This window comes from Nitrosospira multiformis, assembly GCF_003050865.1.
In the GTDB taxonomy this organism is placed as follows: domain Bacteria; phylum Pseudomonadota; class Gammaproteobacteria; order Burkholderiales; family Nitrosomonadaceae; genus Nitrosospira; species Nitrosospira multiformis_E.
On the sequence record NZ_QAOK01000015.1, the window covers coordinates 1 to 25853 of the forward strand.

Annotated in this window: 25 protein-coding genes and 1 pseudogene; 19 read left to right on the forward strand and 7 right to left on the reverse strand. The window is 54.9% G+C overall.

Annotated elements, in window-relative coordinates; translation table 11 throughout:
- Nucleotides 1-501: 501 nt before the first annotated feature.
- The 9 genes from C8R21_RS09025 to C8R21_RS09065 all read left to right on the forward strand — a co-directional run bounded on the left by C8R21_RS09025 (nt 502) and on the right by C8R21_RS09065 (nt 15426).
- Complete coding sequence (locus tag C8R21_RS09025; RefSeq protein WP_107762390.1) at nt 502-1266, forward strand: TatD family hydrolase; 765 nt, start codon at nt 502-504, stop codon at nt 1264-1266.
- A 3-nt stretch (nt 1267-1269) separates the two neighbouring features.
- Nucleotides 1270-1920, forward strand: a complete 651-nt coding sequence (locus tag C8R21_RS09030) for an ankyrin repeat domain-containing protein (RefSeq protein ID WP_107762391.1) — start codon at nt 1270-1272, stop codon at nt 1918-1920.
- A 3-nt stretch (nt 1921-1923) separates the two neighbouring features.
- The gene (locus C8R21_RS09035) at nt 1924-2316 is read left to right on the forward strand and encodes a VOC family protein (RefSeq protein WP_107762392.1); all 393 of its coding nucleotides are present in this window, start codon (nt 1924-1926) and stop codon (nt 2314-2316) included.
- 285 nt (nt 2317-2601) lie between these two features.
- Nucleotides 2602-3345: an SDR family oxidoreductase gene (locus C8R21_RS09040; RefSeq protein WP_107762393.1), complete on the forward strand. Its 744-nt coding sequence runs from the start codon at nt 2602-2604 to the stop codon at nt 3343-3345.
- A 36-nt stretch (nt 3346-3381) separates the two neighbouring features.
- Entirely contained in the window at nt 3382-3561 is a 180-nt protein-coding gene (locus C8R21_RS09045; RefSeq protein ID WP_258192328.1) for a DUF1269 domain-containing protein, read from the forward strand.
- A 391-nt stretch (nt 3562-3952) separates the two neighbouring features.
- Nucleotides 3953-4609, forward strand: coding sequence for an MgtC/SapB family protein (locus tag C8R21_RS09050; protein ID WP_107762395.1), 657 nt, complete (start codon nt 3953-3955; stop codon nt 4607-4609).
- Between the two features lie 73 nt (nt 4610-4682).
- Nucleotides 4683-5084 (forward strand): VOC family protein, encoded by a 402-nt coding sequence (locus tag C8R21_RS09055; RefSeq protein ID WP_107762396.1) that lies wholly within the window; start codon nt 4683-4685, stop codon nt 5082-5084.
- Nucleotides 5085-5369: 285 nt separating this feature from the next.
- A complete protein-coding gene (locus tag C8R21_RS09060) occupies nt 5370-9458 on the forward strand; it encodes a Tc toxin subunit A-related protein (RefSeq protein ID WP_107762397.1) in 4089 nt (1362 codons plus the stop codon).
- Between the two features lie 25 nt (nt 9459-9483).
- Entirely contained in the window at nt 9484-15426 is a 5943-nt protein-coding gene (locus C8R21_RS09065; RefSeq protein WP_107762398.1) for a toxin TcdB middle/N-terminal domain-containing protein, read from the forward strand.
- A 171-nt stretch (nt 15427-15597) separates the two neighbouring features.
- On the opposite strand, the gene C8R21_RS09070 is transcribed toward C8R21_RS09065, so the two are convergent.
- Nucleotides 15598-16584 carry an NAD(P)H-quinone oxidoreductase gene (locus C8R21_RS09070; protein ID WP_107762399.1) on the reverse strand — a complete coding sequence of 329 codons (987 nt, stop codon included), beginning with the start codon at nt 16582-16584 and terminating at the stop codon, nt 15598-15600.
- A 103-nt stretch (nt 16585-16687) separates the two neighbouring features.
- Here C8R21_RS09070 and C8R21_RS09075 point away from each other — a divergent pair, with 103 nt between their 5' ends.
- Nucleotides 16688-17377 (forward strand): type 1 glutamine amidotransferase domain-containing protein, encoded by a 690-nt coding sequence (locus tag C8R21_RS09075; protein ID WP_107762400.1) that lies wholly within the window; start codon nt 16688-16690, stop codon nt 17375-17377.
- A gap of 85 nt (nt 17378-17462) precedes the next feature.
- Nucleotides 17463-17705, forward strand: coding sequence for a hypothetical protein (locus tag C8R21_RS09080; protein WP_258192329.1), 243 nt, complete (start codon nt 17463-17465; stop codon nt 17703-17705).
- A gap of 42 nt (nt 17706-17747) precedes the next feature.
- Here the strand turns inward: C8R21_RS09080 and C8R21_RS09085 are convergent, their stop codons facing one another.
- Both C8R21_RS09085 and C8R21_RS09090 read right to left on the reverse strand, forming a co-directional pair.
- Entirely contained in the window at nt 17748-19229 is a 1482-nt protein-coding gene (locus tag C8R21_RS09085; protein WP_107762401.1) for a flavin-containing monooxygenase, read from the reverse strand.
- Between the two features lie 276 nt (nt 19230-19505).
- Nucleotides 19506-19697, reverse strand: a pseudogene (locus tag C8R21_RS09090) (DUF4158 domain-containing protein); the annotation flags it as partial.
- Between the two features lie 204 nt (nt 19698-19901).
- Here C8R21_RS09090 and C8R21_RS09095 point away from each other — a divergent pair.
- Together C8R21_RS09095 and C8R21_RS09100 are read left to right on the forward strand one after the other, a co-directional pair.
- The gene (locus tag C8R21_RS09095; RefSeq protein ID WP_107762402.1) at nt 19902-20273 is read left to right on the forward strand and encodes a nucleotidyltransferase family protein; all 372 of its coding nucleotides are present in this window, start codon (nt 19902-19904) and stop codon (nt 20271-20273) included.
- Complete coding sequence (locus tag C8R21_RS09100; protein WP_107762403.1) at nt 20267-20824, forward strand: recombinase family protein; 558 nt, start codon at nt 20267-20269, stop codon at nt 20822-20824. Before C8R21_RS09095 ends, C8R21_RS09100 begins: the two co-directional genes overlap by 7 nt.
- A gap of 101 nt (nt 20825-20925) precedes the next feature.
- On the opposite strand, the gene C8R21_RS09105 is transcribed toward C8R21_RS09100, so the two are convergent.
- Nucleotides 20926-21651 (reverse strand): glycosyltransferase, encoded by a 726-nt coding sequence (locus C8R21_RS09105; RefSeq protein WP_107762404.1) that lies wholly within the window; start codon nt 21649-21651, stop codon nt 20926-20928.
- Nucleotides 21652-21913: 262 nt separating this feature from the next.
- On the opposite strand from C8R21_RS09105, the gene C8R21_RS09110 reads away from it, so the two are divergent.
- Entirely contained in the window at nt 21914-22117 is a 204-nt protein-coding gene (locus C8R21_RS09110) for a hypothetical protein (protein ID WP_107762405.1), read from the forward strand.
- A gap of 134 nt (nt 22118-22251) precedes the next feature.
- On the opposite strand, the gene C8R21_RS09115 is transcribed toward C8R21_RS09110, so the two are convergent.
- A complete protein-coding gene (locus tag C8R21_RS09115) occupies nt 22252-22650 on the reverse strand; it encodes a DUF3579 domain-containing protein (RefSeq protein WP_107762406.1) in 399 nt (132 codons plus the stop codon).
- A 233-nt stretch (nt 22651-22883) separates the two neighbouring features.
- Here C8R21_RS09115 and C8R21_RS09120 point away from each other — a divergent pair, with 233 nt between their 5' ends.
- From C8R21_RS09120 to C8R21_RS09130, 3 genes are read left to right on the forward strand one after another with little or no spacing between them, the layout of a single operon-like run.
- Nucleotides 22884-23312: a methylated-DNA--[protein]-cysteine S-methyltransferase gene (locus C8R21_RS09120; RefSeq protein ID WP_219906635.1), complete on the forward strand. Its 429-nt coding sequence runs from the start codon at nt 22884-22886 to the stop codon at nt 23310-23312.
- Nucleotides 23309-23491, forward strand: coding sequence for a hypothetical protein (locus tag C8R21_RS09125; protein ID WP_107762407.1), 183 nt, complete (start codon nt 23309-23311; stop codon nt 23489-23491). Before C8R21_RS09120 ends, C8R21_RS09125 begins: the two co-directional genes overlap by 4 nt.
- A 57-nt stretch (nt 23492-23548) precedes the next feature.
- Entirely contained in the window at nt 23549-23971 is a 423-nt protein-coding gene (locus C8R21_RS09130) for a lytic transglycosylase domain-containing protein (protein ID WP_107762408.1), read from the forward strand.
- A 201-nt stretch (nt 23972-24172) separates the two neighbouring features.
- On the opposite strand, the gene C8R21_RS09135 is transcribed toward C8R21_RS09130, so the two are convergent.
- Nucleotides 24173-24484: a hypothetical protein gene (locus C8R21_RS09135; RefSeq protein WP_107762409.1), complete on the reverse strand. Its 312-nt coding sequence runs from the start codon at nt 24482-24484 to the stop codon at nt 24173-24175.
- A gap of 94 nt (nt 24485-24578) precedes the next feature.
- Entirely contained in the window at nt 24579-24704 is a 126-nt protein-coding gene (locus tag C8R21_RS16420) for a hypothetical protein (protein ID WP_258192330.1), read from the reverse strand.
- A 163-nt stretch (nt 24705-24867) separates the two neighbouring features.
- Between C8R21_RS16420 and C8R21_RS09140 the strand changes: the two genes are divergently transcribed.
- Nucleotides 24868-25371, forward strand: a complete 504-nt coding sequence (locus C8R21_RS09140; protein ID WP_107762410.1) for a hypothetical protein — start codon at nt 24868-24870, stop codon at nt 25369-25371.
- Nucleotides 25372-25489: 118 nt separating this feature from the next.
- The gene (locus C8R21_RS09145) at nt 25490-25846 is read left to right on the forward strand and encodes an NrfJ-related protein (RefSeq protein WP_258192331.1); all 357 of its coding nucleotides are present in this window, start codon (nt 25490-25492) and stop codon (nt 25844-25846) included.
- Nucleotides 25847-25853: the final 7 nt, after the last annotated feature.

Sequence of the window (25853 nt, forward strand, 5' to 3'; positions counted from 1 at the left end):
ATCCATGCCGCACCTCCCTTCGTGCAGCTTATTATTTTCGCAGCTAAAGCTGACCGGCTAAAGCCGGTGGTTTAAACCTTGGGATGGAAAATTAAAAGGTGTTGCAAGCCTCAATTCCTGGAAGTCCATTTGTGATCATCTGGAAATAAAAACGGCAGGAGATTCTGCACGGAGAAGGCTTCAAAAATGGGTTGAAAGCAATCAGCCGTTATGGCCGCGAGTACCGGATACAGGTAGTTATGGCCTGTGACGTCATTTTTGCACCTGAATACTGCTGCTGAGGCAGGGTGAGAGTGACTTGCCCACCGGCGGTGATTAGGGGCGTTAATATACAGAGCCTACTATCGGGATTTTTTTCCCTGTGATATGTTCGATTAAGCGACTATCTGGAATCAATAGCGGCGATAATCAACTGACGCCCATAAGCCAGTATCCCTGGATCAGAGGAATAATTGTTGTTGTCGTCATGTCTTCCTTTCTCCTTTTTGACCGGGTTCCACCATGTTTGTCGATTCCCATTGTCATCTTGATTTTCCCGATCTCGCGAGCAGGCTGGATGAATTGCTGGCCCGAATGCGGGAAAATGACGTCAGTCATGCACTCTGCGTGAGTGTCAATCTCCAGGATTTTCCCCGAGTCCGCGCTCTTGCCGAGAACCATCCCAATTTATACGCCTCGGTCGGCGTCCACCCCGATTATGAAAATCTCGCCGAACCGCAGGCGGCACAATTGGCGTCTTTGGCTGATCATCCAAAGGTGGTGGCGATAGGTGAGACCGGACTGGATTATTTCCGCCTCAAGGGCGATCTCGAATGGCAGCGGGAGCGTTTCCGTCAGCATATCCGCGCTGCCCGCCAATGCTCGAAACCCCTCATCATCCACACGCGTGAAGCCGCTGCCGACACACTGAGGATCATGGCGGAGGAGGGTGCGGACAAGGTGGGGGGAGTCATGCATTGCTTTACGGAAAGCTGGGAAGTAGCGCGGCAGGCGATGGAAATGAATTTCTATATATCGTTTTCAGGCATTGTCACGTTCAAGAATGCCGTTGCGTTGAAGGATGTGGCCAGAAGAATCAGCCTGGACAGGATATTGATAGAAACGGACTCACCCTATCTTGCTCCCGTGCCGCATCGTGGCAAGACAAACGAACCCGCGTTTGTGAGAAACGTCGCAGAAGAAATAGCGGCGCTACGCGGCATCCCTATCGAGGAAATCGGCAGGATCACGACCGATAACTTTTTCAACTTGTTCAAGGCGGCCTGAATTATGAGTTCATCCAGAAAATTATTTATGGCTGGTCTGGTGCTTGCTGCCAGTCTCTCTCAGCAGCCTTATGCAATGGGTGGGGTTTATGAAGATTTGCGCTGGGCGGCTGAAGACAATAATACATCCGATATCAGCAAACTGCTCGCAAAGGGCGCTGATCCGAATACACCCGACGAGCAGGGAAATACGCTTTTAATGGCCGCTGTCCGTCATAAAAATGCCGATCTTGTCGATCTGCTCGTTCAGGCCGGCGCCCGACTCAACCTTCGCAACCGCTATGGCGAAACAGCGATCATGCTCGCAAGCCTGCACGGTCTGGAAGATATTGTCCGAAAACTGTACATCAAGGGAGCGGAAATCAACCATGAGGGATGGAACCCGCTGATTTATGCCGCAACAGGAGGCCACCCCCGGATCATCCAGCTCTTGCTGGAAGGAGGCGTGCCGATCAATTCCACATCCGATAATGGAACAACTGCGCTTATGATGGCCGCAAGAGGCGGGCATGTTGAAGCCGCAAGAGTTCTTCTGAAAAACGGCGCCGACCCCAATCTAAGGAATGAGTGGGACAAAACCGCGTTGCAGTGGGCGTTGAGCAAAAACCACAGTAACGTGGCAGAATTATTGGAAGCAAGCGGAGCAAAGGAGTGAGCCGTGGGAGTCATCGACTTCAATCACTATAATCTGCGTGCCCCACGAGAATTGCTCGATAGCCTCAAGGCTTTTTATTGCGATGTAGTGGGACTCGCGCAGGGTTTTCGCCCTCCGCTCGACAGCTTCGGGTACTGGCTTTATGCCGGCGATAAATGCGTACTTCATCTGAGTGAAGCGGCCGTGGATGAAGTGCGGCATACTCATATATCGACTACTTTCGATCATGCCGCATTTACCTGCACTGGACACCCTGAAATGGAGACACGGTTGAAGCAGCACGGCATCCTGTTCAGAAAAGGCCAGGTACCTGCGCTGGGCATTACTCAGTTATTTTTTAAAGATCCCGCTGGAAACGGCATCGAGCTGAGCTTTACCGATCAATCCGCAGAATAGATCCCGGAATTTTTCCCTGCAGTTTCAATTTGCGGAATAAGCGGGCAGACGAGAATCAAGCTATCGTTGCAAGAGGAAACAGAAGAAGAGGGAGGCGTTCATCCGTAACTATTGATCCAGCCAGGAATACTATGAATCTCGTCATTCCAGACCTGATTCTGAATCCAGTAAACCGGAATCCAGCCCAAACCAATAATGGCGTGCTCTGAACGTTACTAGATACCGGCTTCCGCCCGGGACGGCGTTTGTACTGTTTGCTCGCCGACTCAATAATCAAAAAATGAAATGAACAAACCGCTACACAATAAAGTCGCTATCGTCACGGGCGCATCACGCGGTATCGGTGCCGAAATAGCGCGCACATTAGGAGGTGCGGGCGCAAATGTAGTCGTGAACTATACTAAAAATAAGGAAGCGGCCGAGGCAGTCTGCACCGCGATCCAGCAGGCAGGCGCAGAGGCAATTACCATCAAGGCGGATGTCAGCAATTCAGCTGAAGTTTGCAGGCTCTTCGATGCCGCAATCGAACGTTTTCAGCGCCTGGATATCCTCGTCAATAACGCAGGCATGCTCCTGTCCAGAAAAATGTCTGATATCAGCGACGACGAATTCGACCGCGTTCTGGATGTCAATGTGAAAGGCGTTTTTTATGCTCTGCGGGAAGCTGCTGTCCGGCTCGAGGATGGAGGCCGCGTGGTGAATTTATCCAGCACTGTTACACGATTGATGCTTCCCAATTATGGCGCCTATGCGGCCAGCAAGGGTGCTGTCGAACAACTCACGCGCGTCTTCGCAAGAGAAGTTGGGGATCGCGGCATCACTTCAAATATCGTTTCGCCAGGGCCGGTCAATACGGAAATGTTCACTACGGGAAAAAGCGAAGAAACGATAAAACGGATGGCAGCGATGTCTTTCCTGGGGCGCGTAGGAGAGCCGGAAGATATAGCGCGAGTTGTCCTTTTTCTGGTGAGTGAGGAGTCCGGCTGGGTTACCGGACAGAACATCAGCGCCAGTGGAGGCGCGGCATAAAATCTGTTTCTCTGGTTGGAGATCCGGCACTGCAAATTGATTCTCCCGGGATCGTCGGCGCTTTTCATTCTCGTGCGCAACGCGCAACCGGAAAAGGTTCTGGCGGAGCTCACCGACGTTAAAGGTAAAGTCCTGCGAACGTCACTGTCTCCCGAGCAGGAGAAAAAACTCCAGGAAGCCCTGGCAGATTCGATACTCCCCTCACAACATAGCTGAGACGTAGAAACGTAGGGTGCAATAAGCAAAGGGCATTGCACGTCTATTGGGGAATTTTGACGGTGCCCGATTCACCGGCAGTATCAAGCGGCATCACGCTAAATCCTGCCAATTTGACAGGACCTGTCCTTCTCATCGCTGCCCCCAATTTACTGCGCACACAGTTACCTCGGTTTATGCCCCTCAGACCCCTCAATCATGCACAACCTGGATATACCCCCTATTTTTTAGTGTAATGGAAATATACCCCTGGCATTAACGTGAAACATGTAGATGGGAGAGAGGAGGGCCGGCTGAAGCGATTTCGGTTTACTATGAAGGGTTAAAAGGAGGAAGGATTCTGGAAGCTATAACGAACGCGGATGATTCCGTCACCATTGCTATTCATCTTTTGGCGTCAGTTCTGTCGGGCGGCGCTATCGGTCTTGAGCGAAGCCTGCACGGGCACCCCGCCGGTTTCAGAACGCATGCACTGGTTTGCCTTGCATCCAGTCTGCTGATGCTGGTCACGCTCTATCAGTGGAAGTGGCTGCCGCCAAACATAACAATCGAGGCCGTGCGAATGGACCCTACCCGAATGGCCCAGGGCATCATGACGGGTATCGGTTTTCTTGGAGCCGGAGTTATTTTCAAGGAAGGCCTGAGTGTTCGCGGCCTGACCACTGCCGCTTCCATCTGGATTACAGCCGGTATCGGCATACTGATGGGTATAGGCTTTTTCCTTCCCGGTATTTTGGGAACCCTGTTGACCCTCGGGATACTTTCGCTTTTCCGTCTGATCGAAGATCGGGTCCCGCGGCAATCATACGCTCAGTATCACGTAAGCTTTGACCGCCATAAGGTGATGCCGGAAGACCAAGTTCGTGCCCTGGCGATCGACCATGGGTTTGAGATTGCAACCATGAGTTACCGTATTACCCGAGCGGGCTTGTTCGAGTACCGCATGGATGTCAGGACGACGAAGGTCGGCAGAGCTGCGGGGCTTGCAAAAGCACTGCAAAATATCGAATCTGTACGTGAGTTTCGTGTCTCGACCACAGGTACATAGGGTGCCATAAACGTTCCCTTGTAGGAGAGATTGAATTCCGCTTTGAATCGTCAACCAACCGCAGGAGTTTCCCATGCAGCTGAACCCTTATCTCAATTTCAACGGTCAATGCGAGAGCGCTTTCAAGTTCTATGAAAAATGTCTCGGAGGGAAGATCACAGCAATGCTTACCTTCGGAAGTTCACCCATGGCGGAACAAACTCCGCCGGAATGGCATGACAAAATCATGCACGCGCGCCTGACGGTAGGCGAGGCTGTCCTGATGGCCTCGGACGCGCCGCCCGGACATTATGAAAAAACCAAGGGGATGTCGATAGCCCTGAATACGGACAAACCGGAAGAAGCCGAACGCATATTCGCGGCATTGTCGGAAAATGGAACCGTGCAGATGCCGATCCAGTCCACCTTCTGGGCTGCCCGGTTTGGCATGCTGGTTGATCAGTTCGGCATACCGTGGATGATCAATTGTGAGTAAAGACAATGAATTTCGTCCCCATGCCATTCGTCCTGAACTCCTTCTGCAAGCCCGGAACGGGCTTGCGGGGGTTCGAAGATACCGTAGAGGGTGGGGACAGTTACTCAAAGGCGCGCTAAAAGCTCAGGAAGATATTCCAATCACCCGCGCGCCAGATTGAATTCGGAAGAAACGCGGTTTGACTAACCCGGAAGCACCATCTATGTTTATTTCAGGACATCCCGAATAGCCGCGTCGCCGACTTCTGCCGGCTACTTGATAAGAGCAGCGAACAAGGAACCGGATATGGCAACCAAGTACCTCAGCAATTACTACAGCTATAAATTTGTCCCCCAGGTTCTGAAATTCGGGGTAATCGAAGTTGATCCTAAAGCAGCGCTGGAAAAACAGGTGCAGGAGCATCTCGCGAGTGGCCATCGCTATTTTTTCCAGGATGAATTTCAGAATGCGCTCAACGAGTATCAGACTGCCTACTCCCTGCTGCACAAGTTTCTTCATCCGCAATTTCCGGTGGGCGTTACTGCAATCGCAACTGTTGTTCTGAAGCCCCTGCAATTGACTGAAGCAATGGTTGCTGCCACTGCGCAGGTAGCGAAATACCGTGCCGCCATCACCGCCGGACCTATCGTCGCAACTGGAACCCCTCCGCGAGAGGTCTCCTCGGTTGTACAGAAATTCAGCGGTACAGGCAGCACGGCTGTCACCCCGCCTGCAGCCGTTCTTTACGAACAGGCTGCTGTATATCTTCAGGCGGGAGCAACTTCCGAAGCGCAGCCCATCATCCAGCAGGCACTCGAACTCAATGGGGGACGGGATCTGGAACTGGAATCCAACCTGCTGGTGGCATCCGGCGTTGCTGGTGTTCAACGGGGCGAATTTGACAATGCCCGGGATAATTTCGCGAAAGCGTTCGAATTGGCAAGGCGCGTGAGCGCAGCGCCCGGGACTGCGCCGGGGGCAGCGGGACCGGGGGTAACCGGTATACCGGGAATCACGGATGTAGCGGGAGAGGGAGCTGCAGCGGCTGTACCGCCCACCCGAACTGCGGAATTGGGCGCAATCAGCAATAACATCGGCGTGGTTTCAGCCTTGACCGGCGATGCGCGTAGCTCTGGCGCGGCTTTCCAGGCGGCGGGAGATTCAGTTCCGCTTTCGTTTGGAAGAATGCTTACACAACCGCTCAACCCCGGTACCGCCACTGCAATACAGAGGCCGATGGGCAGCGAAGGGCTCGGCTTCATCCTTAATTCACCCTCCGGTTCGAGTCAGTACATGAATGTGTCTCCCGCTGTTTCTGCCGCAAGCGCCGCACAGCAGTTCGGGGTATTCAAGGGAGACCAGATCGTGAGTGTCGATCTTCAGGGCGATGCGGTTGCAAACCTTACCGCAACCCTCTACCAGCCGCGTATCACCGCTACGGCACTCACGGAGCTCGCCACTTTCGAAATTCTTGAAACCAATTTCATCGCCTACATCCCTCATACCTACGGCTTCACCATTCCATTGAGCCTCGGTGACTGCCATCTTGAACTGGGCGATTATGAGGAAGCCATCAGTTGGTACGAAAAGGCGCGGGATTATACATATCTCAACCAGGCTATCGAGGCGCCCATGGTCTGGCTGAAACTCGCCAACGCCTATCTCCGCTGGGGACATTTCCTGTTTGAGGAGGGCCAGAAGGCCGACGCGAGAACGCGGTATGAGCAGATCGTGCGCCTGACCGACCCCATCCTCGATCCGGCTTCGCCCCTGTATAAATCACCCGTTTTCGACGGCCTTGCGGCACAGGCGCAAGCGATTCTGGACGCGCCGCAGCCGCTTGATCCTGAGGTGCACAACCCTTCGATTGCGTCAGTCGTGCTGCTGGCCAAGCTCAACATCCAGAATATCCAGGATGGCATCGACTTCCCATTGCTCAGCCTGGCACGCGAGCAGGTCCCGGTATTCCGCTTCGATTATCTGCAGAACGCCGCGCGTTATTTCGCGGAACATGCGATTCAGGCGGAACGGACTTATATCAATTTCAAGACCAGCGCCGAGCAGGAGGAATTCCAGCGCGCCATGTTGCAGAATGCGGTCGACCTGGAGGCCGCCAACGAACAGCTCGAGATCAAGAAAGTCGAGATTGCGCAGGAGCAGAAGGAGGCCATCGAGGCCAACCAGGCCTATGCGAACACACAGCTTGAAAACGCCCGGGACCTGAAAGAGGAATACGCGGATGTAAGCCTGGAGGAGATGGCGCTCGATGCAGAGATCACATACGTAGGCGCGCCTACCACCGAATATGACTTCTCGGGTTATGAGGAGTATGGAATCTCGAACGGGACCCATCGCGTCGATGAGGTGCTGCGGACCTTGACTCGCCGGCGCCGCGAGATATCGCGCGATTTCGAACTCAACAACATGGACCGGCGCATCAGCGAGCTGGAAGCAGCAAAGAGGGTCGCCGATGAGCAGGTGGATATCGCTACCAAACAGAAAGAAGCTGCCGATATCCAGAAGAACATCGCCACCCTGCGCAAGCAGCAGGCCGAGCAGCAACTGGCGCTGTTCGATTCGCAGGAATTCACGCCCGATCTGTGGAATCGCCTGGCAAACGAAATTCGCCAGATTTCCCAGTCATACCTCAGCCAGGCCATCGTCATAGCCCGGCTGATGGAGCAGGCATACGAGTACGAGGTCGGCAAGGCCGTGAATATCATCAAGCCATCGTATAACCGGAATGATCTGGCGGGCCTTCTGGCTGGTGATTTCCTGCTGCGTGATATTGACTCATTCACCTTCATGCGGATCATTCTCGGCGAGAAAAAGCAACCCATGAAGGAAATCATTTCGCTGGCAGATCGCTACCCGGTCCAGTTCCTGCGCGATTTCCAACGCACGGGGACCATGGGTTTCCGCACGGAGTTGAGTGATTTCGACCGGAATTATCCCGGCGCTTATCTCCAGCGCATCAAGGGTGTCGAGGTCATTATCGAAGGATTGATCGGCAGGGGAGGAATCCATGCCAGCCTCACCAACACGGGGCTCTGCCTTTCGCGCATGCGCAATGGCGGCATCAAAATGCGGCTGCTGCAACCGGAAACGCTGTTGCTGTCGCAATACCGCATTGCCGCCGACGCGGTAATCTTCACGCCCGATGTGGAAATGCTGGCTATCTTCGAACATAGCCCGGTCTCGACCTCATGGGTGTTCGAGCTCAATCCTGCTGCCAACGACATCATCCTGAACTACATCACCGACATCAAACTTGTGATCTATTATGAGTCGTTCTTCGATCCGAACCTCAAACTCAGGGTGCTTGAAGAGCTCGCAGTCACACAGGTCAATGCCGGACGCCGTACTGTCGCGCTTCGGTACGAGCTTTTCGACGAGTTCTTTGCGTTCCAGGATGCCGGTGAAGTGACGTTCACGCTTCGATCGACCATGCTGCCTTTCTATCACCTCGATCCGCGCGTGCGCGAACTCACGTTCCTGATCGAAACGGAGGAGGGCGTTTCTGCCGAAAATCTGACCGTCATCGTGTCTGCCGCGGATGGTACGACCGCCACCCAGTCCACTACAGCGGATGGCGCACTTTCGACAGGCGGATCCAGTCCGCTCAATGCATTCATTGGCAAGCCCTGGTTACAGGAGTGGAAGATAACCATTCCGGTCGCCCAGAACCAGGCTCGTTTCGATGCCGGTTTCGAATGGTCACAGGTACAGAACATTGTAATGACGACAGAGTACGAGTTCACCCCTCGCCGCATTCCGGGGCAACCATACCTTCTCCTGCTCGACCGCTTTGATGCCGATACGCTTGCAAATTTCGATGTAGTCGATGATCCGCAGGCGACAGTGTCTGCGCCGTCGCAGTGGGTTTTCAATACCGCAGCGCAGCGCATCGACCAAACGTCAGGTATACATGGAGGCGCATTCGAGCCCGGCGCCACGGGCCCCGAAAAACCGGGCACTTACCTGGTGCGCAAAACCACGACGGAACTCCCGGCGATTCAAAATCATATCGTTGCAGTGGATGGCAGTTCCGAGGATAACGGCGGTATTGGCGTCGTATTCCGCTGGCAGGATGTGGACAATTTCTATTACTTCCTCATGGATGGGCAGCGCAACTATCGCCGCATGGGCAAGAAGGTGGGCGGCGTATTCCAGGAACTGGATACGGCGGCCCTCGATGACACGCATGGGTATGAAACGGGTATAACCCACTCGCTGAGAATTCGCTTCAGCGGATCGGAGATGAGGGCCTATCTCAATGATGAGCAAATCCTTCTCGGGCAGGATGCCTCGCTGCCGAATGCAGGGCGTGCCGGTCTTTTCTGCTGGGGCAGCGCAGGCGCACACTTCGACAATTTCCGGATTGTCGCTCTCTGAAACCATGGACCTGAGGGGGTAGGCAGTGGCCAATAAATCTCCGGTCGAGCGCCAGGCCACTTCCAATCCCGCCGGGGGCGGCGACATGCGGGGTCTGGGCGAGACTTTCCAGCCTGACTTGAATTCAGGGGTCGGCAACTATCGGATTCCACTCGATCTGTTGCCCGGCATCCGTAATTTCCAGCCGAGTCTTGCGCTTGGCTACAGCACCGGCGCCGGCAACAGTCCCTGGGGTCTCGGCTGGTCCCTGCCTTTTGCCACCATCAGCCGCCGCACTTTTCGAGGCACTCCATCCTATACGGAAGACGACACATTCCTGTTCGCCGGGCAGACAGAACTTGTGCCCATCGGTCCTGACACTTTCCGGGCTTCGATCGAGAATGGGTTCGAACAGTTCAGCCGAACGGACAGCGGATGGCAGGTTACAGAGAAGTCCGGCATACGCCATACCTTCGGCACAACCGCTGAAAACCGCATCGAGTTTGACGATAACGGGACTGCACGCGTATTCGCGTGGCTGGTCGAGCGTACTGAAGACACTACGGGCAATGCCATCACCTACCGGTATCGCAGTGAACAGGGGCAGCGGTATATCGAGGAGATCCGCTATGCCATCTATGTCATCCGGTTCGAATATGAGGTCAGGCCCGATGCGTTCTCCGATTTCCGCAGCGGCTTCGAACAACGCACCACACTGCGTTGCACGCGGATCACGCTCCATGTCGAGCCCCTGGGGCCCGCCGCTGTGCGAAGCTGGTCACTCGCATATGACCTGGCGCCGCTGTCCGGGCTGTCGCTTCTGCGTTCGGTCACTTTCTCGGGCAATGATCCTGCAACGGGAGAATCAGCATCGCTTCCGCCGCTCCAGTTTTCCTATACGGAGTTTACCCCCTCCAGCCGCCGCCTGAGAAAGTTCACGGCTGAGATCGGCGCCGCCCCTCCCGGTCTCGACCAGCCCAACCTGGAATTGATCGACCTGGATGGACGGGGCCTGCCCGGCGTCCTGTCGATCGAAAACGGCATCGCGCGATACTGGTCCAATACCGGCCAGCTCAGGTGGGAACCACCCCGTTCCTTGCCGCAATTCCCGGCTGTGTTCTCCACGGCGGAAGATCGTGTGCAGTTTGCCGATATGGACGGAAATGGCGCAGCCGATGTGCTTGTCGGCAGCGGGACGCTCAGCGGCTTCTATCGTAACGAGGGAACCGGCGCTTTCGATGGATTCAACCAATACATCCGCTCACCGCAGCTTGCCTTTGAAACAGGCGGACTGCAGTTGATGGATGTCAATGGTGACGGGCTCGTCGATGCAGTACACGACGGGCGCACCGGTTTGCAGGTCTACAACAATCGCGGGGCGACAGGCTGGGAACCCCCGCGACTGGTACCAAAGGACGATCTGCCGACACCCGTTCCCAATCTTTCCTCCGGTGATCCGCGCATGCGGCTGGCTGACATGAATGGCGACAAGATACCGGATGTAGTGCTGTTCAGCAGCGGCTATTTCGAATACTGGCCTTCTCGCGGCGGCGGTCACTTCTCCGAATCGCGCAAAATGACTGCCGCACCGAGATTCCCTTATCCGTTCGATCCGGCCCGGGTGTTCATCACCGATATCAACGGAGATGGGCTGGCCGACGTCGTTTTTGTCGGTTACGACGAGGTAACCTACTGGATCAACCAATCCGGAAATGCGTTCAGTCCTCCGCAGACCATTCGTTACACCCCACCCACTTCACGCGCCGATACCCTGCGGGTCGCAGATATGAGCGGGACCGGAACGGCCGGGCTTTTGTGGACCAGCCCATATCCCGACTATCGCTATCTCGACTTTACCGGCGATGTGAAACCATGCCTGCTTGGCCGCATCGACAACGGTCTGGGCCGCGTTACGACTATTGAATATGCGAGCTCGACCGCTGAGGCAAGGCGCGATCAGGAGCAGAGAGAACCGTGGATGTCATTTCTTCCGTTTCCCGTACAGGTCGTATCCGCCGTTACCATCGACGACTCGATCAGCGGCCTGCACAACGTGACCCGTTACCGGTATCACGAGGGTCACTACGACGGATACCGCCGCGAATTCGACGGATTCGGCCGCTCGGAACAGATCGAGGAAGGGGATGCGTCGATTCCTTCCTGCCGAACCGTTTTTCACTACCATACCGAAGCTTCCGGGAAGCCCTCCGAGCCAGATCCGGAGCTGCGTCGCAGCCTGAAAAGAAAGCTGTTCCGGGTGGAGGTTTTCGGCGAAGATGCGGGTCCGCTGGCCTCGGCTCCCTACCGGGTCGAAGAAAGCCGGTGGGTGGTGCGAATCGAGCAGACGCTGTCCGATGGCCGTCGCGTGCTGTTTCCCTTCGTCGAAGAGACGGTCACATCGACATTCGAGCGCCAGTCCGCAGCCCGCATCGAACGAAGGATGTTCTCGTTCGATGCTTCCGGAAACGTCACAGGCGAGGAGCGGAGGGGAGAAGGAGGGGAGGGGGTTCCGTTGCTCGCGACGACTGGGGCCGAGTACGCACAGGACCCGACCGGCCGCGTCCGCGATCATGTGGCGCGTATCGTCCAGCGCGACGGTGATGGCAATCTGCTGAACGAGCTGCGGCATTACTATGACGGCCCCGCCTTCGAGGGCTTGCCTCTTGGCCAGGTTACCAAAGGATTGCTCACACGTACGGAGAAGGTTGCCCTGCATAAAAGCACGGCTACTTCCGTGTATGGTACTCATGAACCGGATTTGCCGGCACTGGGATATCGCGATGGAGAGGACCAGGATGGCGAACCTGCATGGCTATATGATCATAAACGACTCAGCCTCGATGAGCGCGGCAATGTCGTGGTCAGCCGGGATGCACGGGGGAACGACACGACCTACACCTTTGATGAGTTCAGATTGTTTGCGACCTCGATCATCGATGCGAAAGGTTTCATTGCAACCGTCGAGCATGATCTTCGCGTTGCAAGACCCAGACGCATGGTGAACCCCAACGGCGGAGTGACCGAGTCGCGCTATGACCCTCTGGCGCGCATTGCCGTAGTCGCCGTGCCTGGAGATACGCTTGCCCTTCCCAGCGTAACCTATTCTTACGAAACTTCAGTGCTGCCAGCGCTGCGTAGCACGCGTTATCGCGTGATTTCCGGGGATTCCCGCACCATCGCGGTCAATGAGTATCTCGATGGAGTCGGCGCGTTGTATCAGCGCCGCACAGAGCATGATGGCGCCATGGTTTCGGTGAGCGGGCAGGCCGTGACCAATGCACGGGGAAAAATGGCGGAAAAGCTGGAATCCTTCTATGCCGAGGGATTGGAGTTTGAATCATATCCGGCTGATCCTTCCGCACCGCGGCGCCGCTTTTTCTTCGATGCACTCGGTCGGGCAATTCGTACAGTGCACCCCGACGGGGGTGAATCAAGCGCGGAATACCGGCCGTTCGATACGCTTTTCTCCGATGGCGGAGATAACGATCCCGTAGCGGAAGTTTCGTTTGGAACGCCCCGGCGTGAACTCTACGATTCCTGGTACCGCCTGGTCGGAGTGGAAGAGCGCGACCAAAGTACGATCCGCACGACCCGCTATGAGCTCGATGGTGCAGGGCGCTTGCGGCAGATCACCGATCCCCGCGGTATTATCCTCAGCCGTATCACCCGCGATCTCACCGCGCAGGAGATCAGGATCGAACATGTGGACGCGGGCAACCGCCTGCTGGCCTATGATGCCTCCGGAAATCTCGCGCTTCAGGTGGATGCCGCAGGTGAGTCGATCAACCGGACCTACGATGAGTTGAACCGCATCACTGCCACCGCGTATGGAGGAGTAGAGCCGGAGCAGTATTTCTACGATGCAGGGAGCGGCGCAAACCTGACAGGCCGGTTGGCGCGGACCCTTGATCCCGCCGGTGAGACCGCTTACAGCTACGATGAGCGTGGCAATGTCACCCTGCGTTCCCGGCTGGCGCCCGGCCAGACCGAAGCCCTCGCGCTGAATTACACATTCGACAGGATCGGCCGCATGACCCGCGTGGGCTATCCCGATGGGGCCATTGTCGATTTCGAACACTATTCGGGATTCCTGCTGCGACGCATTCCCGGCGCAGTCGATACTATCGAATATACCGCCGCAGGGGTTCGAACCGCACTCCAGTATGAGAATGGTGTGCGGACGGAATACGGCTACGACCCGGCTTCTCTGCGGCTGCGGGAGCTTCGCACTCATCGGCCGGAGACGGGCGCGGTCTATTTTCATACCCGGTATGACATCGACAAGGTGGGGAATGTGGCGGCAATCGAGGATTTGCGGGCCGCAGCAGCCGGATTCGTGCGGACGCAAATCTTCGGGTACGACGCATTCAACAATCTTCTGGAGGCTTCCAGCCCCGATCCGACCGCCGGCTACTCGCACGTCTATGAATATGACCAGGCAGCGAACTTCCTTCGCAATCCTCTGATCAGCTCCAATCCGCTCTTCTACGAGAATGGAGGCAACAGCAACCGCCTGAGCGGCCACAATGATGGTATCAATGCCGTTACCCTGTTCGGGTACGATGCGAACGGCAATGTCACTTCCATGCCTGGGCGCACCCTGACCTTCGATGCCAAGCAGCAACTCTCAGGGGTGCAGATTGCAGGCGGCGCGGATGTGGTTTTCTTCTATGACCACAAGGGCGTGCTGAGCCGGCGCGAAGCAACTTTGGGGGGGTCGACCGAGACGACACATTACATGGATAACCTGTTCGAGTCGCAAACTTCGCCGGGCAGCGGGTCCACCCAGCGCTGGATACTCGCAGGCGACCTGCCGGTCGCCTGCGTTGCGGACGGAACGACTGTTTTCATACATAACGACCACCTGGGCAGTGCCGTCATCTATACCGATGCGGGTGGCAATCTTCTGACGGAAACCGCTTTTCATCCATTCGGCAGCGTGATCGTGGCTCCCTCCGGCGCACTTCCGCCGGCTTTCGCGACCAAAAAGCTCGATGCGGACATCGGGCTGTACTACTTCAACGCGCGCTGGTACTCGCCGCTAATGGGCCGCTTCATCTCACCCGATCCGCTCTATCTTTACCAGCCGGAACAGGGATTGCAGGAGCCGAAGCGCTTGAACCCGTACGCGTACGCGGGCAACAACCCGGTACGCTACGTCGATCCGAGCGGACTGGGCTTCTGGGACGTGCTGGGTGCCATTGTCATCGCCATTGCCGTGGTGGTGGCCGTGGTAGCCGTTTCCGTGCTGACTTTCGGAGTAGGCATGGCCATCGGCTTTGGCACGCTCCTGGCTTATGCGGCGGTGGCGGGGCTTGCAGGCGCGGCCATTGGAGCTGTCGTGGGCGGCATCGCCTATGGAAGCTGGGAAGGTGCGTTGCGCGGTGCGCTGATCGGCTTTACCGCAGGCGCCAACGCAATGATCGGCGGCATGATCTTCGGCCCGATCATCGGTGCGGCACTGGGTATCATCACCTTTCTGGCAGTTATCCCGCCGGTAGCGAAGAGCGATGTCTACCAGGGGATACTCGGCTGGACCAGCTACCTGATGCCCATGAGCTGGCCGGGCCACGCCATCGGCCTCGTCTTGTTCGCCCTGAACGTCGTCGGTTATCTCGTCACTTTCGGCCAGGTGGACCGGTTGCGAATCCGTGACATGCAGGTCGACTGGAAAACAGGCAACATTTTCACAGTGGGCGGATGGGTCGGTCAACTGGATGGCAGGGCGTTCAATTTTGGCGCTTTCAGCTTCGTGAATACTGCGCGCTATGTGGGAGGAGAGATTATTCCAGCCACATTCGAGCATGAATCCGGGCACATGTTGAGTAATGCCGCATTTGGATTCTTCCAGGCGACCCGGGTGTTCGAAGGGAATGGGCTGGACAGTTTCTGGGAACGCATTGCCGAAAGCAATGTGCCGCCCGGCCTCCGGGGCACTGATCCTGTAACGCCGGAACCGGATCGCCCTAAAATTCCGCAATGGGGTTAAACAGTTAGCGAACTCCCGAAGGCCGTTAAATGCGGCCAGCTCATCGGCATTCTTTACCCATCTATGAGTATCAAGTGTCAAGATTTGGTGTCGATCCACGTCCGTGTGCCGCTGTATACCCAACTTTTGCACAAGCTTGACGTGCCTTGTTTTTGCTTTCCGCGACAGTGCTTAAATTGCTCCTGTCTTCAAAACGATTTTTCCGATATGGGCGCCTGATTCCATCAGTGCGTGCGCCTCGGCAGCTTCCTCCAGCCGGAACGTTTTGAATATTTGCGGCTTTATTTTTCCCTGATGCAATAACGGCCAGACCTGCCGTTCCAGTTCCTGCGCAATCTGAGCCTTTTCAGCCACGGTGCGAGATCGCAGGGTCGAGCCGGTATGCGTCAACCGCTTTGCCAGCATAGGCATCAGGTTTAGTTCCCTGGCGGCGCCGTTCTGGATACCGATCTGGATAATACGGCCATTGAGCGCAGCCGCCTTGTAGTTTCTCGCCACATAGTCTCCGGCGACGATATCGAGAATGACATCGACTCCTTTGCCATCCGTAAACTTCCGGACTTCCTCGACGAAATCCTGCGTGCGGTAATTGATGGCGAAATCAGCGCCCAGGGCAACGCATGCCCGGCATTTTTCCTCCGAGCCTGCCGTTGTCAGGATAACGGCGCCGAAAGCCTTGGCCAGCATTGTGGCGGTGGTGCCAATGCCCGAAGTGCCCCCATGAATGAGTACAGTCTCGCCCGATTTGAGCTTGCCGCGCTGAAACAGGTTGGTCCAGACGGTAAAAAAGGTTTCCGGCAATGCCGCTGCCTCGATCATGTCAAGGCCCGATGGTATCGGCAGGGCGTTGTTTTCGTGCACCGCGCAGTATTCAGCATAGCCACCCCCTGCAACAAGCGCGCAAACCTTTTCGCCCAGCTTGAATCGGGTTGCGCCTTCGCCTGATCCAACAATTTCCCCCGCGACTTCAAGCCCGGGTATTTCCGAGGAGCCTGGAGGGGGAGGGTAAAGCCCCCGGCGCTGCAGGATATCGGGACGATTTACCCCGGCTGCTGCCACCTTGATCAGGATTTCACCGGGGCCAAGCTTGGGAACCGGATGGGACGCAGGCGCCAGCACCTCCGGTCCTCCCGGATGGTGTATTTCAATTACCAGCATCGTTGGCCGATTGTCGAGTTTGAAAGCGTTGCCAATACCTGCTATAGATTAACTGTTCCAATTTTCCGTTGGTGTTTCGATGTTTTTCACAAAGGAGATGAACATGAAAATTCTCATCGTTCTGACATCCCATGATCAACTTGGCGACACTGGAAAGAAAACCGGCTTCTGGCTGGAAGAATTCGTTGCCCCCTATTATGTGTTCAAGGATGCAGGAGCGGAAATCACGCTGGCTTCGCCGAAAGGCAATATGCCACCGATCGACCCGAAAAGCGATCTCCCGGAAAACCAGACTCACCTGACGCGCCGCTTCCGGACAGACGGCGCCGCACAGGCTGAGCTTGCGCATACGAAAGAGCTGACCTACATCTCGGCAGCCGATTACGATGCGGTCTTTTATCCCGGAGGGCATGGCCCGATGTGGGAGATGCCGGATAACCGGCTATCCATTTCACTGCTGAAGGATTTCATAGAAGCCGATAAACCGATTGCCGCAGTGTGTCATGCTCCCGCTGCGTTGGTCAACGTGTTGGGAAAAGACGGGGAGTATCTGGTCAAAGGGATGCGCGTGACCGGTTTTTCAAATACCGAGGAAGAAGCGGTCGGCCTGACCTCGGTTGTTCCATTCCTGCTGGAAGATCGGCTGAGGGAGCGCGGCGCCATATACAGCAAGGCAGACAACTGGATACCCTACGTCAAAGTCGACGATAAGCTGATAACCGGTCAGAACCCGGCTTCTTCCAGGCCTGCGGCGGAAGAGCTGCTGCGAATGCTCCATGTCGTCGCCGCCTAGAACTGCGGAACTGCCGGACATCCACCGGCAGGAGTCTATCGAGAGGGCAGGCAGGAGAAGCGCTCCCTGCCAACCAGGAAGCAAGATGAACAGGAAAGGAAATGCCGGCGTGGACAAAAGTGAATGGTATTTTCAGGTCGGCTATGTGGAAATATTGTATGCAGCAATGGTGATCGGCATTGCGGTTGCATTGTATTTCTTCCGCAAATCCGGCGAGGTTTCGGGCCTGATCTCAGACAGGATGGAGGAAAGCGGCAAGCTGCTGGGATTGCTGGGACTGGCGGTGGTGCTTTTCATACTCAACAGGGTGCTCGGGGATCTGTGGTAGGGCCGCAGTGGTTGATGCACGGAGCTACCAGCCCCACGAGGCTTAGCACATGACATAATCTTCGAATCGGGGTTCTCGAAGCTGCTTCGCATACTGAAAAGAGAATCCCGGATAAATTCCGATGATTTTTCCGGATTCTGTCTTGTACCAACTCCGGCATCCTGCAGCCCATACCGTTGTCGATAAAGTCCTTTGCAATTCCTCGTTATACCGATTCATGGCTTCGGGTTTCACTGAAAGAAAGCGCTTCCGCTGCCTGGCAACCTCCTGGATGCATTTCAGCGCATAGCTCACCTGGGTTTCTATAAAAAGGATTGCGGAGGTATGTCCTTGCCCCGTGTTTGGCCCCAGAAGTATGAAAAGGTTGGGGAAGCTAGCCACTGTGACTCCCTGGTAAGCCTTGGGTTCACCTGCCCACGCCTCGTTCAGGGTATCGCCCTGCAAACCCTGTATTTCTACCGACAACATATGTTTTACATTGAAGCCGGTCGCACAGATAATCGCGTCCACTTCACGTCTCTGCCCGTCGCACGTGAGGATACCAGTGCGGTTGATTTGCTGGATGGGAGTATCGATCAGCTCCACGTTGGAGCGCATGAAGGTAGGGTAGTAGTCGTTGGAAAGCAGGACGCGCTTGCAGCCGAAGGGATAGCTGGGACGTAACGTTTCCCGCAGGCGCGGATCGGTTACCTGCCGCCTGAGATGCCATTCTGCAAGCCCGCGCCCGATCCTTGCCATGAAACCGCCGGGATTAAAGGAAAGACGGTTCATTTCGTGAAGCCAATAGAGCAGAAAGCGGTTGGCTTTGATAACCGGCTTTAACCGAAACAGGGCTTTTTCCCATGGCGCGTAAACATGATTCAGCCTGGGGATGACCCAGTTAGGGGAGCGCTGGCAGACGTAAAGCCTTGCAGCAAGGGGAGCAATGCGGGGAATGATCTGGACCGCGCTCGCCGCCGTGCCGATAACCGCGACCCGCTTGCCATCGAGGGAATAATCGCGATCCCACCGCGCAGAATGAAAAAGACGTCCTTCATAGGTATCCATGCCCGGGATATCAGGATAGCGCGGCTCGCTCAGCGGCCCCGCGCTGCAGATGAAGAAATTTGCCTTCAGTTGCTCCCCGTTTTCAAGCCGTAACAGCCAGAACCCCTGTTCGGGATCAAAGCGCGCGCTCGTCAGGATGGCATTGAGCCTGATGTGAGGCAGGAGATCGAACTTCGTGGCAAAGCGCACCAGATATTCACGGATTTCAGGTTGCGGAGCGTAGACCTGAGACCAGTCGGGGTTGAGGTCGAAGGAGTACGAATAGAGGTGAGAGCGGACATCACACTCGGCTCCGGGATAGGTATTGTTCCACCACGTGCCTCCAATTCCTCCAGATTTCTCGATAATGAGAAATGAGGTGATGCCGGCTTTACGCAAGGTCCTGCCCATACAGAGACCCGAAACGCCAGCACCGAGAATTACAGCGCGATAGGTTTCCCCGTCAGCTTGTTCTGGGACAGGAGGTGTGTTCGACATTCAGCAGTTTCAGTAGCCAGGGAACAAATTCATATTTAATGTCATTTATTACAGTAGCATCCTCGTATTTTGTTTATCAATAATAAAAATTAATTTATCTCTTCATCTATTTTAGAGATATCTGCTCAAAAGTACCGGTGCGCACGCCAAACTCAAGGAAACTGGCACAAAACATATGCTGATATTGGAGCAATCCCTTGATCGTGTGAAGAAATATTTTCAGGATCCTTACGTCAAATAGGCAGCGTGAAAACTTCAAACTTCACTTGGTCGAATCAATAGATTCAGCAAAGGAGGAAATGGTGGCTCGCCGACGCCAAGCACCGTGCCCGGAAAGCGAAGGTAGCAGAGCTGGACCGCGAAGCCGAGGCAATTCGCCGCGCCTCGACGCTGTCGGATGATGGAAAGGTCGGCCTCGCTGAGTGTGTAGTACCGGATCGGGTCGGGGTGGTTGTCGGGAAACGCCAGAAGGTTTTGCCGCTAGGCGGCGGACAGGATCGAACAGCGGGGCATGCAGGTGCCTTCTTCTTATAAACGAGGGATTTCGAGAAACCAGGCCAGCATGTTGATACGGGATGCAAAATCAAGGCATTGCTATTCTCGAAAATAGTTCTTGAAATTCTATTCTTGATTGGCTATCATCTCAACGAGTTTCGATAAGGAAGAATACCGATGCGACCCTCCGTTGCGTTTGACCTCAAGCAAAGTGCAGTACGCGAAGCGACAAGTCACTTTTGTGCGGCGAACCCGCGTGTTTTCGGCTCGGTGCTGCATGACACCGACCAGGACGGCAGTGACATTGACCTGCTGGTTGATGCACTGCCCGGCACAACCCTGTTCGACCTGGGCGGCTTGCAAGAAAAGCTGGAATCGCTCCTTGGCATCCACATCAATCTGCTCACCCCTGCCGACCTGCCGCCGAAATTCCGTGCCAAGGTGCTTGCGAAGGCACTGCCGGTGCTGCTCAGGCAACTGCCTGCCGTGCAGCAGAATGTCGAAGACGAAGAGCGCAACGACGACCATTCGGAAGACAAGTCATGTTGATTGGTTATGCGCGTGTCTCGACGCAGGATCAGAACCTTGAATTGCAACGGGAAGCCTTGACCAAGGCCGGGTGCCAAAAAGTCTTTGAGGACAAGGTGAGCGGCAAGAGAATCGATCGTCCTGGCTTGACCAAGGCGTTTGAAATGCTGCGCGAAGGCGACACACTGGTCGTCTGGAAACTGGATCGACTGGGTCGCAGCGTCAAGCAACTGGTCGATCTGGTCGGCGAACTGCGCAAGCAAGGCACTCAGTTCAAGAGCCTCACCGATGCCATCGATACCGGCACCCCCTCCGGCCGGTTCTTCTTCCATGTCATGGCCAGCCTCGCCGAGATGGAACGCGAGCTGACTGTCGAGCGTACCCGCGCCGGGTTGGAGATCGCTCGGCAGCTCGGCCGCAAGGGTGGGCGCAAGCCCAAGATGACGGACAGCAAGATCGAGTCGGCCAGGAAGCTGCTGGCCAGCGGTGTCCCCCCCAAGGACGTGGCCAAGAACCTCGGCGTGTCTATTCCGACCCTGTATCGTTGGGTGCCGGCTTCGACCCACGCTTAGCGTGGCAATTTTTCCGTTTCGTGAACTGGTCCCACCCAGCGCAGGACCTTGTCAAAGGGGAGGGGAATGCGCACTTATTTGGTGTTATTGCCCGTGACAGGTTAGCGCCGCCCATCGTACCAGACTGACAGGTGCTTTTTGTCTTGCAGAGACCGGCGGGGACTCAGCATAACGCGTGCGATCTGGCCAAAAATCTCTCCCGCGGAGTAGAGCTGGACCTTTCGCGGCGAGGACTCCAGCGGATGTTTCGTCAGGATCGGGAATTGCAGGCCGCGCGTCCGTCCCCATTTTTTCAGCTTTTCGCTCAGGGTTATTTCATCAGCGGCATAAAGTTCCTGGTCGAAGCCACCAACATCACGAAATGCATCCGCCCGGCTGACGACAAGTGCGCCGGCCGCCCAGTGAAAGAGGACGGATGTTGCGGTCCAGAGTCGCAATACAGCACTGGCCCACCACGGCAGACCCTGCATTTTGATGGCGCTCCCGCAACCTACAATTCTGCCTTCTTCTATCAACCGCAGAATATCGCCAAATAATTCGGGATTCAAAATACTGTCGGCGTCCACAAATAATAGCCAGCCTCCTGTTGCCACGGCAGCTCCGGTATTTCGCGCCCGGCCAATCTGATTGACGGGCTCGAAAACGACCTGCGCACCAGCCTGCCTCGCAAGCTCAGCCGTTTTATCCGTGGAGTTGTTGTCGACTACAATAATTTCCGAGGTAAAGCCAGGCTTGGCATTCGCTGCGAGCGATGCATGAACAGATTTTAGACAGGCTTCAATCAGAAGCTCTTCGTTAAAAGCGGGAATGATTATCGAAAGATGCATGAACTAACTCGACTCATTTGTTGTGACTGAAATCATGATTATCGCGGAAAATATGCGGGGGAAACCAGATATCGACGACAGGTGAAACATAAGACCTTATGCTACGTTTAGGAGTGGCAGGCAGTGGAAACAAGGCGATAAACAGTTTAAAAGCTTTTTTGAAAAAACTGCCATCAGATATAGCGACAGGTAAAATTGAAAAATAGTGAAAGGGCTCTTGTGGTTGAAGCCGCAAGAGTCATATTGAATAGTGGGAGGTAAGATGAGTGAATTTGCGATCCTGCAATGGCTGATAATATCCGCACTCTTTTTCGTCGTTCCATTTTGGAGAATCTTCGAAAGAGCAGGTTTCAAACCGGCATTATCCTGGATTGCCTTGATCCCTGGGGGCATCCTGATTCTTCTATGGATTCTTGCGTTTGCCAAATGGCCGATACTGAAGGGAACAGAAATAAAGAAGGAATAACCTTCCGTCTAAAAAGCCAATCTTTGATCCAGGACGATGCAAACTATTCAACGTCCTCCGCTACCGTGTCGCGTCTCCTGCAGAGTGCCCAGGTGCCCCATGTGCCTTGGTCAGGTTTTAAGTTCCATTGCGCCCTAAACCAAGCCTCCGGCAAATTGACAATATTCGAACATGATGAGATTGTTATCGTGCGCGAAGCCTGTGACGAAATCCCAGACTCGCTTCTCCAGGTCGCGCAGACGCAGGTCGACGATCACGCAAATGACACCGCTAATGATGGCAGGCCGTACGTGGGAAGAACAGTAGAAACCAGGGCGAGCTGCTTGATGCGCACGGATTGGCACTGTCGCATCTGAGTCCAGTAGCGCCGCGACGCCGCATAATCGTTCGGCCCAGTCGCTTGGGCGAAAGGTCGATCCATCGTGCCGGATGCCCTTGATCAGCAGTTCTTTGATGGGTTCGATCGGGGTGGCAAGGATTGCGGGCCGGCGCTTGCGCCCCACGGGAGGATCATAACCCACCCAGTACTTCATGTCGGCAAACTGCTCTGATGTTTCATCAGGGTCATTGTGCAGAATGGGATGACTCAGATATTCTACATACCACCTACATACAACCTTGAGACAGGTAACACGACTGCTTGTTCAACTTTTATATGGTAAAGCAGGGTAGTTAATCATCGAATTCGAAAGCAAGATCCGGAGTGCGGGGGGCTTGCGGCATTGGTAAATTGGCGGTCGTTATCAGCATATAAGCGAATGCGATCATGAGTCCGAATACATCAATGAAAAAAGCACAGCTTGTCGATGCAACGCTCAATGACCCGCGTTGGGCCACTGTCAAGGCGCGCAGCACTGAAGCGGACGGCAATTTTTATCGTGCCGACCTGATCGGCGGGGATGCGGATTTTGAACAATTGGTGGCCCAGGTTGTCGCCTTTATCGAGGCGCCGGGTATCGGCCTGGATCTGCCGCTTGATGTGCGCGGCACTTCGTTTCAGCAGCGTGTGTGGCAAGCCCTGTGCGAAATTCCCGTGGGGCAGACGGTCCGCTACACAGATATTGCAAGACGCATCGGCTCGCCCCATACAGTGCGGGCAGTGCGCAACGACGGCGCCTTGGCAGGTTACCGCTGGGGGGTGGAGCGCAAGCGTTCTCTTCTGGAAAAGGAAGCGGGCGAGGAGGTGCAGGCATGAACACCAGGGCACGGAAAGTACTGAAAACCATGCCGGCCAAGAATATTGACTGCCATGTGCATGAACTCGATTGGGAACGGATAGAGAACGACCTGGAGGCACAGGGGCCTGCAGTCATCGAAACTCTCCTTATGCCGGTGGAGTGCAGTGCACTGGCCGCTCTTATTCGAAATTCATGACGCGGCCTGATAAAATTATGTGCCTGACGCATGTCTTGATCTGATTTCGGGGTGTGTATGGAGAATTGGGTCGATGATTTGAACGGGCGCGGCGCTAGGTATAAACCACTGCTTGAAGCAGCGGAAAAGCGTTACGGAATACCGTCCGATATGCTGGCGCGTCTGGCGTGGCAGGAGTCACGTTTTCGGGATGACATTGTTTCCGGGTGCACAGTATCCAGCGCCGGGGCAATGGGAATAATGCAAATCGTGACGCGCTGGCATCCTGGCGTAGACCCGCTTAACCCGGCCCAAGCCATCGATTATGCGGGGCAGTTTCTGGCCAGGCTGTATAAGAAGTTTGGTACGTGGGAACTCGCGCTTAAAGCCTATAACTGGGGTGAGGGGAACCTGGCCAAATGGTTACGCGGGGAGAAAATAGAGCCGTTGGAAACCCGGCTGTATTCCGCGCAGATTTTGAGTGACTTGGGGATGGCGTGATAGATAAGATGGGGGGAAATATCATGGCGGGGGACTGTGGTTGTTGGCCCAATGCAGCGCATGCTCGCGCTGTCGATAAGCCCGCGGGCCAATTGTGTCCATCAACGCATGACTCAGCTTCCAAGATATCATGATATCCATGAGCGGAGGCCAGGCATGCCCTTTAATGTTTCTTATGTATTGAATTTAACATAATATACATTATACGCAAATCAGGAAATAGTTCCGCTGAGTGGCAGCAAGCAGCTGTTCACCACGGCCTTCAAGCGCATCAAAGAGAAGCACACCAGTTTCGCCAACATAATAGCCCCGATCAGTAAGGTGCTGAAGAATGTAAGGCTGCTTCAGATTGCGAATAAACAGATGATCAATTTTCATTCCGGGCTTGATTGTCATTCGGGCGGAGGGGTCGACATAATTGGCATTGGTGGTCGAGGTCCTTCCGTTATATCCGCTGCCTGGACCAGGATGGGCATCGTTACCAGAGCGACGGACTGCCGGAACATTTTTCATGCTTTCTCCTTGTGAGCGAATGCCAGAGCAAAAAAATTCAATTTTATGTGCGCCTGCGCACAGAAACCATAATCAGACTAAGGGAAAATGATACTCAGGCATCCGCTTTTTTCTCCCTCTTGTAGTGGATGCCACTGACCCGGTAAAGGCCGACTACTCCTTGCCGGGTCTCTTTTTTGTATCCTTCACTTTCCAATCCTTCCTGATATCCTGATCTCATGCTCCGCTCAGATGCTTGTGGCACACCTGTGGAAGAAGCCTGTAAAAGAAAGAAGCGCCCTGGCGTGATAAATGGAAAAGTAAATACCTAAATTGCGGGGGTTTTTTTCTGAAATCATCATTCTATAATCCCTCAAGAATTCCATTCACTGAAAGGAGCTGATATGCGACTCATCGTTGTGGCTATCTCCATGGTGTGGATTACAAGTGCTTTCGCGGAGGATGTGCCCCTGACATTTCAACAATCCGACCCTCAAAGTAAATTCCGTGATGCACAACTTCATGTAAGAGAATTGATGAAAGCCGGCCGCTACAAGGAAGCCTCGGAATACATGGTGGAATATCAAAAACTTTCCTGCGAGGCTTCGGAGCAGAAAGCGGGGCGCAGCATAGTAGAAGGCGCGGCTATCTGTGCTCGCAAATACGATCATGGGGGAATGAGCGCCGGCAATGTGCTGCAACAGCAGGATCAATCCGTGGCAGGATCATTATCCTCAAATACTGTGGCTCCCGGAATTACGGTGATGCAGCGGCCTGTTCCCGGTACTCCCACAGTGCTGGATGGCTCGACACCCTCCCTTTTTCTTTTCGATCCCCGGAATGCTCCCGCAACGGGTAGCCAACATCGCGATGATGCGCCGACAGATCCCTGGACGGGGACACGCTGAAGCATGTTCCTGAAAACCTGAAAAGTCTGCGCCCGCTTTTTCCCGGAAAATTTTCCGTTGGAACCGGGGAGATTGAGGTATATTATTGCGCGGCTATTATTTACTGAGGAGAGTCGTTTTGAAGACAGCATATCTTGCGACAGCTTTTTTTATTGGCATCCTATTTTTCACCCCCCTGTCCGCCCTTGCGGAAAATGCCGGTGCCAGCGCAGGCGCCTCGGCAGCCGGCTCAGCGACAGGAATGCCAGCCAATGAAGGCAAGGTTCTCTCCACGCTGGATGCTCCGGGCTATACCTATATGGAGTTGGCGAATACCGAGAAACGTTTCTGGATCGCGGCGCCAACGATGCGGGTTAAAGTGGGTGACCGAGTACGTTTTGATCAAAGTCTTGTCATGAAAAACTTCAACAGCAAGACCCACAATCGTACCTTCAAGGAAATTATTTTCGCGAACTCGGCCACGGTGATCAATTAGCGCAGAA